Annotated in this window: 12 protein-coding genes; 9 read left to right on the forward strand and 3 right to left on the reverse strand. The window is 33.7% G+C overall.

All coding sequences use genetic code 11. The annotated features are described in order from the left end of the window. Positions 1-27 precede the first annotated feature (27 nt). From AC5LW9_RS04155 to AC5LW9_RS04170, 4 genes are all read left to right on the forward strand, one after another. Complete coding sequence (locus AC5LW9_RS04155; RefSeq protein WP_198226460.1) at positions 28-1,536, forward strand: FGGY-family carbohydrate kinase; 1,509 nt, start codon at positions 28-30, stop codon at positions 1,534-1,536. A gap of 1 nt (position 1,537) precedes the next feature. Beyond that, positions 1,538-2,572 (forward strand): zinc-dependent dehydrogenase, encoded by a 1,035-nt coding sequence (locus AC5LW9_RS04160; protein WP_493456364.1) that lies wholly within the window; start codon positions 1,538-1,540, stop codon positions 2,570-2,572. A 74-nt stretch (positions 2,573-2,646) separates the two neighbouring features. Continuing rightward, positions 2,647-3,018 carry a hypothetical protein gene (locus AC5LW9_RS04165; RefSeq protein WP_025314746.1) on the forward strand — a complete coding sequence of 124 codons (372 nt, stop codon included), beginning with the start codon at positions 2,647-2,649 and terminating at the stop codon, positions 3,016-3,018. 222 nt (positions 3,019-3,240) lie between these two features. After that, positions 3,241-3,537 (forward strand): GIY-YIG nuclease family protein, encoded by a 297-nt coding sequence (locus AC5LW9_RS04170; protein ID WP_025314747.1) that lies wholly within the window; start codon positions 3,241-3,243, stop codon positions 3,535-3,537. Between the two features lie 81 nt (positions 3,538-3,618). Here the strand turns inward: AC5LW9_RS04170 and AC5LW9_RS04175 are convergent, their stop codons facing one another. The 3 genes from AC5LW9_RS04175 to AC5LW9_RS04185 form a co-directional block, all read right to left on the reverse strand. After that, complete coding sequence (locus AC5LW9_RS04175) at positions 3,619-4,608, reverse strand: serine/threonine protein kinase (RefSeq protein WP_493456365.1); 990 nt, start codon at positions 4,606-4,608, stop codon at positions 3,619-3,621. Between the two features lie 16 nt (positions 4,609-4,624). Next, a complete protein-coding gene (gene yihA / locus AC5LW9_RS04180) occupies positions 4,625-5,236 on the reverse strand; it encodes a ribosome biogenesis GTP-binding protein YihA/YsxC (RefSeq protein ID WP_039127030.1) in 612 nt (203 codons plus the stop codon). Positions 5,237-5,303: 67 nt separating this feature from the next. Beyond that, complete coding sequence (locus tag AC5LW9_RS04185) at positions 5,304-6,515, reverse strand: aspartate aminotransferase family protein (RefSeq protein WP_493456366.1); 1,212 nt, start codon at positions 6,513-6,515, stop codon at positions 5,304-5,306. A gap of 216 nt (positions 6,516-6,731) precedes the next feature. Between AC5LW9_RS04185 and AC5LW9_RS04190 the strand changes: the two genes are divergently transcribed. From AC5LW9_RS04190 to pflA, 5 genes are all read left to right on the forward strand, one after another. Then, entirely contained in the window at positions 6,732-7,001 is a 270-nt protein-coding gene (locus AC5LW9_RS04190) for an oxidative damage protection protein (protein WP_039127035.1), read from the forward strand. Between the two features lie 8 nt (positions 7,002-7,009). Beyond that, positions 7,010-8,080 (forward strand): membrane-bound lytic murein transglycosylase MltC, encoded by a 1,071-nt coding sequence (mltC, locus tag AC5LW9_RS04195; protein ID WP_086326725.1) that lies wholly within the window; start codon positions 7,010-7,012, stop codon positions 8,078-8,080. Positions 8,081-8,279: 199 nt separating this feature from the next. Further along, the gene (gene focA / locus AC5LW9_RS04200; RefSeq protein ID WP_232352919.1) at positions 8,280-9,128 is read left to right on the forward strand and encodes a formate transporter FocA; all 849 of its coding nucleotides are present in this window, start codon (positions 8,280-8,282) and stop codon (positions 9,126-9,128) included. A 68-nt stretch (positions 9,129-9,196) separates the two neighbouring features. Then, positions 9,197-11,479 carry a formate C-acetyltransferase gene (pflB, locus tag AC5LW9_RS04205; RefSeq protein ID WP_039127042.1) on the forward strand — a complete coding sequence of 761 codons (2,283 nt, stop codon included), beginning with the start codon at positions 9,197-9,199 and terminating at the stop codon, positions 11,477-11,479. Positions 11,480-11,754: 275 nt separating this feature from the next. After that, positions 11,755-12,513 (forward strand): pyruvate formate lyase 1-activating protein, encoded by a 759-nt coding sequence (gene pflA / locus AC5LW9_RS04210; protein WP_039127059.1) that lies wholly within the window; start codon positions 11,755-11,757, stop codon positions 12,511-12,513. Positions 12,514-12,518: the final 5 nt, after the last annotated feature.

Raw genomic sequence — 12,518 nt, forward strand, 5'->3', positions numbered from 1 at the left:
ACAAAAAGAGTAAATAAGGAGGTTAATATGTATTCAATTGGCGTTGATATTGGGACGACAAATTGTAAATTGTGTGTTTTTGAATTGCCATCTTTAAAACTAGTAAATAGCTTTTCTTTTGTTACACCAAAAGTAATCACAAAATATGGTTCTGATTTTGATATTACAGAGTTATACAATCAATTAGAAAAAGGGATAATTGAGATAATTGGCTCACTTTCTGATCCTGAACAAGTAAAAAATATTGCGATTGCTAGTGTGGGTGAGTCTGGTGTTCTTATTGATGAAAAAGGAGATGTTGTAGGTCCTGCTATCACATGGTATGACACAAGGACAAAAAATAATCTCGCGGATATTAATACAAAATTTAGTGATGACGAACTTTATACCATTACAGGTATTCCTATTCATAGTAATTATAGTTTAACTAAAATTTTATGGATAAAAGAAAACTGTGATATTAACCTAAATAAAGTTAAATGGTTATGCATAGCCGAATATATTGCATATAAATTAACTGATGTTAAAAAAGCTGAACCTTCATTAGCATCAAGAACCTTGGTTTATGATTTAAAAAACCATTGTTGGTCAGAAAAAATTTCGTCAATTTTTAAAATTAATAACTTATTTTCTGATTTTGTTCAATCAGGTAAAAATATTGAGAAATTAAAGTCATCATTAGCAAGTAAACTTAATTGTAGTCAGCCTATTTATGTATCAATTGGTGGTCATGATCATATGTGTGGTTCTATAGCCGCTAGACTTAAATCAGGAGAAATACTTAATTCGACTGGTACTACTGAAGGATTGTTGCTTTTACTTAAACAAGCTAATTTTGATAAAAGCTTTTTAAACAGTCATTTGTCAAACGGTCAATATGTAATTGATGATTTATATACTCTTTATGCATCTCTTCCTTCGGCTGGATATAGTATTGAATGGTTTAAACGGACTTATTGTGTAAGTAATGAAGATTTTGATCTACTTATCGAATCACTATTTAATAAACTCTCCGATATTAACTATATAAAGCAGAAGTTAAATATTTTCATTCCACATTTACGTGGTAGTGGCCCTCCGAAACGTAATATTGATTCTAAAGGCTTATGGTATGGTTTTGCTGAAAACAGCTCTTTACAAGACACATTGTTGGCTATTTTTCAGGGATTATGTTTTGAACTAAAAAATATACTTATAACTATTGAGAAACTAACTTCTACTCATCATCCAATAATAAAAGTGATAGGAGCAGCTGCAAAAAATCCAGTTTGGTTGCAGTTAAAGGCCGATATTCTTGGAAGAGAAATAGTATCTTGTAATATCAAAGAAGCCGTATGTAAAGGGGCAGTTATGTTAGCGGGGTATCAAAATCATTATTTAGATAAAGATATTGATAATCAATTTGAAAATCAAATAGTCAGATATATGCCTAATCAACAAATAACGCAATATTATGACCAAGTATTTAATAACTATTATCAACCATTTTATGATTTAAAAACTCAATTAGAATTCCATCGAAAAAAGGGTAATTAAAATGAAAGCGTCAGTGTGTTATAAGCAAAATGATTTAAGAACAGAAGATCTTCCTATTCCTGAAATTTCCGATAATGAAGTATTAATAAAAATGCTTGCATGTGGTTTATGCGGTACTGATATTCAAAAGATTCGTGGTGATTCAGTCAATAAACCTACAGTTTTAGGACATGAAGTTGTCGGTGAAATTGTCAAAAAAGGTAAAAATGTTAGCAAGTTTGAGATAGGGGATAGAGTGATCACTGCTATACATGTCCCTTGTTTTACTTGTCACTATTGTAATAAAGGACACTATACGATTTGTGAACAATTTAGAACCAATAATATCGATCCCGGTGGATTTGCTGAGTTTATTCGTATCCCTAAATTACATTTGAACCATTTAACTCATAAAGTTTCAAATAATGTAACCGATGAAGAAGCTACATTAATCGAACCTATTGCCTGTTGTTTACATGGATTAAAGCAAGCAGATATTAGACCAAATGATAGTGTTTTAATCATGGGATCAGGAACAATTGGGATATTACATGCTCAATTAGCCAAGATTAAAGGCGCCAATAAAGTGATTGTCAGTGATATGTCAGAATTTAAATTACAAAAAGCACTAAAAGTTGGTTGTGATTATGCAATAAATATTAAGGAAAAAAATATTATAGATGAGGTGAATAAAATCACTGATGGTCAAGGTGTCGATGTAATAGTTATTGCTGCTGGTGTTTCCTCTTTAGTTGCAGATGCTGTTAATATGGTGAGAAGAGCTGGTAAAATAATTGTATTTTCAGGATTTGATAAAAATAAATTAGTCACACTTGATGTCAGTCGTTTTTTCAAAGATGAGATATCCATTATTGGAACCTATTCCGTTACACCGTATGAGTTTCCAGAAGCGTTAGATCTGCTTGAAAAAAGGAAACTCAACACAGAAGAGATGATAACCCATGTTTATCCATTAAAAAAATTGAGCGAAGCTATTGATATATCAACGAATCCTGAGCAGCCAGTATTAAAAGTTATTATTAAAGCTGAAGTTTAGAACAGTATTATTATTTATATTTACTAGACTTTTGAAATTATGAAATGAGTAAAATTTAAAGTAAGGTAGCACCGATGAAAAAGATACCGATTATTCTGATTTTAACAGTATTATTGTTTAACTTTTTTTCTATTAGTTATGCCTTATATTTAAATTTTACTGAATATCAATTTGATATTTTGTCAACGTTACTCTATTTAGTGATATTGTCTTCTATCGTATTTTTAATCAATTTAATCATTAAAAAAAATACTAAAGCACCGATTTTTCTATCTTATTATTTTGTTCTTTGCTTAATTACCACTATGGCAGAAATTACTTATCTGTCTTACCAAGAAATAGGAACTAGTAATAACATGATCTACTTTCTAATCTATTTTTCACTTTTTATTTATGTCACTAAATCAATTAGTCTAAAAAAATATTTTTCTACTAAAAACAATTAATAATGATTTTTCTAGACTGAAAAATATCAATTTTTGCTTTATCAGCCATGGTTCAACAGATTTGAATCAACTACAATAATTTTAATAATGTTTGTAAACTTCTCGACTTCTTTTAAAAGAAATACATCGGATTAAGTTAATAACTAAAGCATATAAAAATATATTTATACACAATCAGTGTTATCATACCCAATTTGTATCTTAGTTATAAAAAATATTATTATGCAAAATAACGCTGTAACATGGTTTTTATATATTATTAGAACATCTAACCAATCATTGTATACTGGAATCACAACAGATGTATCTAGGCGGTTACAGCAGCATCAAAATGGTCGTGGCGCTAAATATCTAAAAGGTCATAAAGATATTTATGTTGTTTATCAAATAAAAGTTGGCGACAGGTCTACCGCTTTAAAATTAGAGTATCGTATAAAGCAACTTTCCAAGCTGAAAAAAGAACAATTGGTTGCAAACTCTCCAGACTTAACTAATTTATTAACATTACTCAATCAATAATCGACTAATTAATTTTATGCAAAGTTTTGGATTTATAACCGCAATCTATTTGGATTTATTATTTACTTTATCAGTTAATATTTAGAATATCGACATCAATTGTAATGGTGGCGCTTTAAGGGCATTTATCTGTTGGTTGAATTCAGATAGTTGTCGTTTCCAAAAATCAATATCAGTTATCCATGGAAAGGCAATAGGAAAGGCTGGATCTTGCCAACGCTCAATAATCCATGCCAGATGATGAATTATTCGCATTGCTCGTAAAGGCTCAATCAATTTAAGTTGTTCTTTATCGAAATCATAAAACTCTTGATACAATTCAAGCAGTTCATCTAACTGTAGGCGTTGTTCTTGTTGATTACCATAGAGCAACATCCAAAGATCTTGAATTGCTGGGCCATTACGAGAATCATCAAAATCTAAGAATATAGCATTATCATCACGCCACAAAATATTACCAGCATGGCAATCAGCATGTAATCGTATTGGTTGCCAATCATTATGCCAATATTTTTCAATCGTTTTGATCAGCTTGCTCAATACTGTTTTGAGATCGAGTTGAATGCTATTGGGAATATAGGTTGAGGATAATAAGATCTCTTGCGGGCGATAAACATATTCCTCAAGTCCAATAGTTGGGCGGTATGAAAAAGTTTCAGTTGCACCAATTTGATGTATACGACCAATCATCGTACCTACCGATTCCATTTGATTTGGATTATCCATTTCATAGGGTCTACCACCCAAACTAGGAAATAAAGCGAATAGATAGCCTTGATATTCATGTAATGTCTTATTATTGATTACGAGTGGCGACACTACAGGAATATCAGCACGGTATAATTGTTCAGTAAATTGGTGTTCTTCAAGTATTTGTTCTCGACTCCAACGATGAGGACGATAAAATTTTGCAACATAACGTTTATGTTCTTCATCGTGAAATTGATAGACGCGATTTTCATAACTATTTAAAGCCGTTAAACCCGAATCTATATAAATGCCAATTGAAGCCAAACTCTCGACAATAAGATCGGGTGATAATAATTGAAATGAAAATGCTGAACTATCCATTGAATGATTCCTCTAGTTACTGTTGATTAAACCATTCATCTAGTTTTTGTTTTAATGCTTCAAGTCCAACTCGTTTAGGAGATGAAAATGGTGCAACAGTAATATCACCTTGGAAAGGTAAAATGGCTTCTTTTACCATATTAACTTGCTTCTTAACAGCACCAGAGGCAAGTTTATCCGCTTTAGTCAGTAACAACATGACTGGAATTTCAACCGAAACTGCCCATTGAATCATCTGTTGATCTAAATCTTTTAAAGGATGTCTTATGTCCATTAAAACAACTAGCCCCAATAAACTTTCGCGTTTTTGTAAATATTCTCCTAGCGATTTTTGCCATTGGCGTTTTATCGCTTCAGGAACTTGGGCATAGCCATAACCCGGTAAATCCACTAAACGGCAATTTTTTTCTACCTCAAAAAGATTGATTAATTGGGTTCGCCCAGGTGTTTTACTCGTACGAGCTAAAGACTTCTGGTTAGTTAATGTGTTGAGTGCGCTGGATTTACCTGCATTAGATCGACCAGCAAATGCTACCTCTACACCACTATCACTGGGTAAATGAGAAATATCTGGAGCACTTAAAATAAAATGTGTTTTTGCATAATTTAATGGACGAATATCAGTCATAAAAAGTATCCTTTAAATGCTTTAACGGCACTTAATTGATTTAAATGCCGCTACTGTATAGAAAAACTCAAGCATTGACAACTTTTTCGACTGCTTTTGTAAATCGCATCATGCCTTCTCGAATCTCTTCTTCCGAAATAATTAACGATGGCGTGAAACGCAACACATTTGGCCCTGCATTTAATATCATCACTTTAAATTCTGTTGCAACATTTAAAAAATCACGGGCTTTATGGTGGAATTCTGGTTGTAACTCTGCACCTAATAATAGACCTTTACCCCGATATTCTCGAAATACTCTAAATTTATCATTAATGTTTTCAAGCTGCTCAATGAAGATTGCACGACGTTTTTGTACCCCCTCTAAAACCTCTGCGGTGTTAATGATATCGAATGCTTCACAACCAACTGCACAGGCCAAAGGATTACCGCCATAAGTTGTACCATGGATGCCGGGATGCATTACTGTAGCAATGTCTTCTGTTGTTAACATAGCACTAATTGGAAATCCACCCCCAAGCGCTTTGGCAGAAGTCAAAATATCAGGTGTTACACCATATTGTTGATAAGTATATAAGCTTCCAGTTCGGCCCATTCCACATTGAACCTCGTCAAAAATGAGTAAGGCATGATATTTATAACAAAGTTCGCGAACACCTTGTAAAAACTCAAGTGATGCGCAGGTTAATCCACCTTCACCTTGTACAGGTTCTAGCACAACAGCACAGGTATGATCATCTATCACTGCTTTTACTGCATCAAGATTATTAAATGGAACATGGATAATGTCAGCAGGTTTTGGACCAAAACCATCTGAATATTTAGCTTGACCACCGACAGAGACTGTAAAAAATGTTCGTCCATGAAAAGATTGATGAAAGGCGATAATTTTAGTTTTATAAGGATTGTATTTTTCAATAGCATAATAGCGAGCCAATTTGAAAGCCGCCTCATTTGCTTCTGCTCCAGAATTGGCAAAAAAGATGCGATCAGCAAAAGTATTATCAATAAGTTTTTGTGCTAAATTTAAGGCTGGCTCATTGGTAAAAACATTACTAACATGCCATATTTTTTCACTTTGTTCATGCAATGCTTTAACTAGTCTAGGATGGCAATGACCAAGGGCATTGACTGCAATACCACCAGCAAAATCAATATATTCTTCACCATTTTGATCCCATACTCGGCTACCTTTCCCTTTAACTGGTATAAATTGGGCTGGCGCATAAACGGGTAAAATGATCTTATCAAATAGTTGGCGTGTGATCTTTGGCTGCATTGTTAAATCCTTATCTGTTTTTATTGAATAAATTACCATTTATTTTATGCTAATTAATAGCAGAGTAAAGTAAATAATTATTCAAATATAATGAATTAATATTCATCTGTAAAAAATTTTTAAATTCAAAACATATTCAATAATTTACTTCTTTTCTTTAATTATTTTCAGGTATAATCGAATTCTGTTGGTTAATTGCATCTAAAAGAGTTAAAAATGAGTCGTATTATTTATTGCCATTATTTAAAAAAAGAAGCAGACGGTTTAGATTTTCAGCTTTATCCTGGTGAACTTGGTAAACGAATTTTCAATGAAATATCAAAGCCTGCATGGCAAGAATGGCTCAAAAAGCAAACCATGTTAATTAACGAAAATAAACTTAATATGATGAATCCAGAGCATCGTAAACAGATTGAAGCAGAAATGATTAAATTTTTATTTGAAGGTGAAGAAGTTGTTATTGATGGATATAAACCCCAAAACTGAGGTATAACATGAAAAACAATAAAAAGATCATTACGTTGTTTATAGCAATGAGCCTTTTAAATGGATGTTCAGGTGGTAATTCATCTAAGAATAATGAAGATTTTTATATTAAAGACACTAATGCTTTCAATATTTTAATTGGTCAATATGCGAATAATATAGAAGAAATTTGGGGGCCTCAGGAAGTCCTTATCGCTGGCCCAAAAGATTATGTTCAGTATGAGGATAATTTACAAACTCGAGTTCATATCAACTTTGTTTCTGGTGTGATAACAATTGAAACTTTGTCTGATTCTCCCATAGAATCGTTAAAAGAAGCGATAGTTTCAACATTACTAATGCCCGAACCTGTCGATATCATACGTCATGATAAAATTAGTCAAGATTTGTCACAAGAGCCTTTCTTATACAATCAAGTATTAGACCAAGAACGGCAACCTATTCGTTGGAGTGGTCGAGCGAATAATTTTGCTGATTATGTGCTGGCTAATAACTTGAAAATTCGCCCATCGGGCATGCACAGCATTACTTATGTGGAAATTAAATTGGTTCCGAATCACATTAATGAACGAGCAAGAAAATTCTTACCATTGGTGACGGAAGCTTCAAACCGCTATTTCATTGATGAGCGTTTAATTTTAGCAATTATGGAAGTCGAGTCTGCTTTTAACCCTTATGCGGTAAGTCGCTCGGATGCGCTTGGGTTAATGCAAGTTCAGCAGCATACTGCAGGACGTGATATTTTCCAATTACGTGGTAAATCAGGAGAACCAACGAGGAAATATTTACTTGATCCTCGTAATAATGTCGATATGGGTACCGCTTATTTATCATTATTAAAAACGAAATATTTGGCAGGTATTAATAATCCTGTATCTTTAAGGTATGCAATGATTACTTCTTATAATGGTGGGGCAGGTAGTGTATTGCGGACGTTTTCTAATGATCGTGATCGCGCAATTGATATTATAAATTCAATGACACCACAACAAGTTTTTCGAAAAATAGTCACATCACATGTTTCTCAAGAATCACGTAATTATCTGATAAAAGTAAGTAATATATTAGATAACAGATAACATTATGTTATCTAATAATAGCTATCACGGATAAGATAAGGAACTAAGAATGAAATTATAATTTTATCGGCAGTAATATCTTTAAAAAAATAAGATTTTTGTGGTTTAAAAATTTTTTAATAAAAAAAAACGTGATCTACTTCAAATTTTGAGTATACTATGCGTCTCATAAAACCCTAGTTTTTTTGAGGATGTTAGTTTGAGTACCGATAAACTTGTGGATTCATATTCCCCCGCACAAATGACACAAATTGCCGAAGACCTTGGCAACTACAAATTAAGTAAACACCCATGTAGTACGATTTTATCTGCTATTATTGCAGGTGTGTTTATCTCTATTGCTTTCGTATTTTATATTACCGTAACAACTGGCACCGCAACTGTTGCTTTTGGTTTAGCCAAACTAGTTGGTGGCATCTGTTTCTCATTAGGATTAATGTTGGTTGTTTGTTGTGGTGCTGATCTTTTTACGTCAACTGTACTAACGATATTACCTAAAATGACTCATAAAGTTACGTGGAAGAAAATGATCCGTAATTGGATTTTAGTCTATGTTGGTAACTTTATTGGTGCTATACTGTTTGTAACAGTTATTTGGTTTTCTGGTCAATATATGGTTGCTGATGGATTGTGGGGATTAAATGTCCTGCAAACAGCGGATCATAAGTTACACCATACTTTTATTGAAGCCGTCTTTCTTGGTTTATTGGCTAATTTGATGGTTTGTTTGGCAGCTTGGTTAAGTTATGCTGGACGTAGCTTACTTGATAAAATGTTAATTATGGTTTTACCTGTAGCAATGTTTGTTGCTAGCGGTTTTGAACATAGCATTGCGAATATGTTTATGATCCCTATGGGAATTGTAATTAATAATTTTGCATCGCCTGAGTTTTGGACTGCAGTAGGGGTATCACCAGATACATTTAAAGAACTAACTGTAGAGCATTTTATTTTAAATAATCTAATTCCTGTAACAATTGGGAATATTTTAGGTGGGTTAGCTGTTGCGCTACCATATTGGGCTTTATATTTACGTAAACCACATTGATTTTAAGATATTTATCCTCATATTGGAGAGGATAAATAGGTATTTTTGTAAACCTGAGGTTAATAATTATGAGTAATTTAAACGAAGTACAAGCAAAGGCTTGGAAAGGATTTAAAGAAGGTGATTGGCAAAATAATGTCAATGTTCGTGATTTCATTCAAACAAATTACACACCTTATGAGGGTGATGAATCTTTCTTAGCTGGCGCTACCGATGCTACCACTAAATTGTGGGACAAAGTGATGGAAGGCATCAAATTTGAAAACTCCACTCATACACCAGTTGATTTTGATACAAGTGTAATCTCTACTATCACTGCTCATGATGCGGGTTATATCGAAAAGGATTTAGAGAAGATTGTTGGTTTACAAACTGAAAAACCATTAAAACGAGCTATTATCCCGTTTGGTGGTATCAAGATGATTGAAAACTCTTGTAAAGCTTACGATAGAACTTTAGATCCATTAGTCAAAAAAATCTTTACTGAATATCGTAAAACCCACAACCAAGGTGTGTTTGATATTTATACTCCAGATATCCTTCGTTGTCGTAAATCAGGTGTTATTACTGGTCTTCCTGATGCGTACGGCCGTGGTCGTATCATTGGTGACTACCGTCGTGTGGCACTTTACGGTATTGATTACTTAATGCAAGATAAATTTGCTCAATTCACTTCTTTACAAGCTGACTTTGAAAATGGTGTTGATTTACCAATGACCATGCAACGTCGTGAAGAAATTGCTGAGCAACATCGTGCACTTGGTCAAATTAAAGAAATGGCTGCAAAATATGGTTTTGATATTTCAGCTCCAGCTACAACGGCACAAGAAGCTGTTCAATGGACCTATTTTGGTTACTTAGCTGCAGTTAAATCTCAAAATGGTGCAGCAATGTCATTAGGTCGTACTTCGACTTTCTTTGATATTTATTTCCAACGTGATTTAGAAGCAGGTCTAATCACTGAGCAAGAAGCACAAGAAATTGTTGACCATTTCGTGATGAAATTACGTATGGTTCGTTTCTTACGTACACCTGAATATGATGAATTATTCTCTGGTGATCCAATTTGGGCAACTGAATCTATCGCTGGTATGGGTATTGATGGCCGTACATTAGTAACTAAGACTTCTTTCCGTTTCTTAAATACTTTATATACAATGGGTCCATCACCAGAACCAAACATGACTATCCTTTGGTCAGAACACTTACCAAGTGGATTTAAAGAATTCGCATCTAAAGTATCAATTGATACTTCATCATTACAATATGAAAATGATGATTTAATGCGTCCAGACTTTAACAACGATGACTATGCAATTGCATGTTGTGTAAGCCCAATGATTGTCGGTAAACAAATGCAATTCTTCGGTGCTCGTGCTAACCTTGCAAAAACTCTTCTATACGCAATCAACGGCGGTGTGGATGAAAAATTAAAAATGCAAGTTGGTCCTAAAGAAGATCCAATCACTGACGAATATCTTGATTTTGATAAAGTGTTCGCTCGTTTAGATCACTTTATGGATTGGTTAGCAAAACAATACGTGACAGCTTTAAATGCTATTCACTATATGCACGACAAATATAGCTATGAAGCATCATTAATGGCGTTACATGACCGTGATGTTATTCGTACTATGGCTTGTGGTATTGCTGGTCTATCTGTTGCAGCTGACTCATTATCTGCAATTAAATATGCGAAAGTGAAAACGATCCGTGATGAAGATGGTTTAGCAACTGATTTTGAAATCGAAGGTGAATATCCACAATTCGGTAACAATGATCCGCGTGTAGATGATATTGCTGTTGATTTAGTTGAACGTTTCATGAAGAAAATTCAAAAACTTAAAACTTATCGTAATGCAATTCCTACTCAATCAGTATTAACCATTACTTCAAACGTTGTATATGGTAAGAAAACTGGTAATACTCCAGATGGTCGTCGCGCTGGTGCTCCATTCGGACCAGGTGCTAACCCAATGCACGGACGTGACCAAAAAGGTGCGGTTGCTTCATTAACATCTGTTGCTAAACTTCCGTTTGCTTACGCTAAAGATGGTATTTCATATACTTTCTCTATCGTTCCAAATGCTTTAGGTAAAGATGATGATGCACGTAAACGTAACCTAGCAGGTTTAATGGATGGTTATTTCCATCATGAAGCTACTGTTGAAGGTGGTCAGCATTTAAATGTTAACGTATTAAACCGTGAAACATTATTAGATGCGATGGAACACCCTGAAAAATATCCACAATTAACAATTCGTGTATCTGGATATGCAGTGCGTTTCAATTCATTAACTAAAGAGCAACAAAAAGACGTTATTACACGTACTTTCACTCAATCAATGTAATTTGGTTAACTGAAAAACTAAACTTAAATAGCGCCTTTAAGGCGCTATTTTTTTATTAAGTAGCAAAAATAGCTGTTTTAAAGTTAACAAAATTGTAGTACAGCAAGCATTATTAAATATGGTTGTTTTTTGTATAATTTAGTCAAAAACAAAACATATCAATTAATGCAATTGGTGTATGCAAAGTATTATCTGAGTTAGAATAAGAATTAAAATATAAAGCAAAAAGCAATGTGAGTAATTATTAGAGAATATTTATGGAACAAAACATTATTATGACAACGAAACTACCTATAAAAGGTCGTATTCATTCTTTTGAATCCTTTGGTACTGTTGATGGTCCTGGAATTCGCTTCATTGTTTTTTTTCAAGGCTGTTTAATGCGCTGTTTGTACTGCCATAATCGTGACACTTGGGATTTAAAAGCTGGGCGAGAAGTCACTGTTGAAGAACTGATGAAAGAAATTGTTTCTTATAAAAGTTTTATCATGCCTAATGGCGGTGGTGTTACAGCATCAGGTGGCGAAGCTACCTTACAATCTGAATTTATCACTGAATGGTTTAAAGCCTGCCATGAAGAAGGTATCAGTACGTGTTTAGATACTAATGGTTATGCTAGACAGTTAGACCAAACGGTTGATGATCTTTTAGATGTCACAGACTTAGTGATGCTTGACTTGAAACAAGTCAATGATGAAATCCATCAAAAACTTGTCGGAGTACCTAATAAACGTGTGCTTGAATTTGCCAAACATCTACAAAAAATTAATAAACGGACTTGGATCCGCTACGTAGTGGTTCCTGGATGGACGGACGACGACGACTCAGCACATTTACTGGGTAAGTTTATTGAAGGTATGGATAATATTGAACGAGTGGAACTACTTCCTTATCATAAGATGGGCGCTTATAAATGGGATACCATGGGGGATGAATACAAATTACAAGGAGTAGAAGCGCCTCCTCGTGAAACACTTGATAGAATCCAAGCGATTATAGAAAGTTATGGTCAACCAGTAACATTCAGTAAGTAATAAGC

Source organism: Gilliamella sp. LMG 34360 (assembly GCF_984568995.1).

Coding starts and splice junctions, on each gene's coding strand:
- AC5LW9_RS04155 (WP_198226460.1), top strand. CDS start 28: ATGTATTCAATTGGCGTTGATATTGGGACGACAAATTGTAAATTGTGT.
- AC5LW9_RS04160 (WP_493456364.1), top strand. CDS start 1,538: ATGAAAGCGTCAGTGTGTTATAAGCAAAATGATTTAAGAACAGAAGAT.
- AC5LW9_RS04165 (WP_025314746.1), top strand. CDS start 2,647: ATGAAAAAGATACCGATTATTCTGATTTTAACAGTATTATTGTTTAAC.
- AC5LW9_RS04170 (WP_025314747.1), top strand. CDS start 3,241: ATGCAAAATAACGCTGTAACATGGTTTTTATATATTATTAGAACATCT.
- AC5LW9_RS04175 (WP_493456365.1), bottom strand. CDS start 4,608: ATGGATAGTTCAGCATTTTCATTTCAATTATTATCACCCGATCTTATT.
- yihA (WP_039127030.1), bottom strand. CDS start 5,236: ATGACTGATATTCGTCCATTAAATTATGCAAAAACACATTTTATTTTA.
- AC5LW9_RS04185 (WP_493456366.1), bottom strand. CDS start 6,515: ATGCAGCCAAAGATCACACGCCAACTATTTGATAAGATCATTTTACCC.
- AC5LW9_RS04190 (WP_039127035.1), top strand. CDS start 6,732: ATGAGTCGTATTATTTATTGCCATTATTTAAAAAAAGAAGCAGACGGT.
- mltC (WP_086326725.1), top strand. CDS start 7,010: ATGAAAAACAATAAAAAGATCATTACGTTGTTTATAGCAATGAGCCTT.
- pflB (WP_039127042.1), top strand. CDS start 9,197: ATGAGTAATTTAAACGAAGTACAAGCAAAGGCTTGGAAAGGATTTAAA.
- pflA (WP_039127059.1), top strand. CDS start 11,755: ATGACAACGAAACTACCTATAAAAGGTCGTATTCATTCTTTTGAATCC.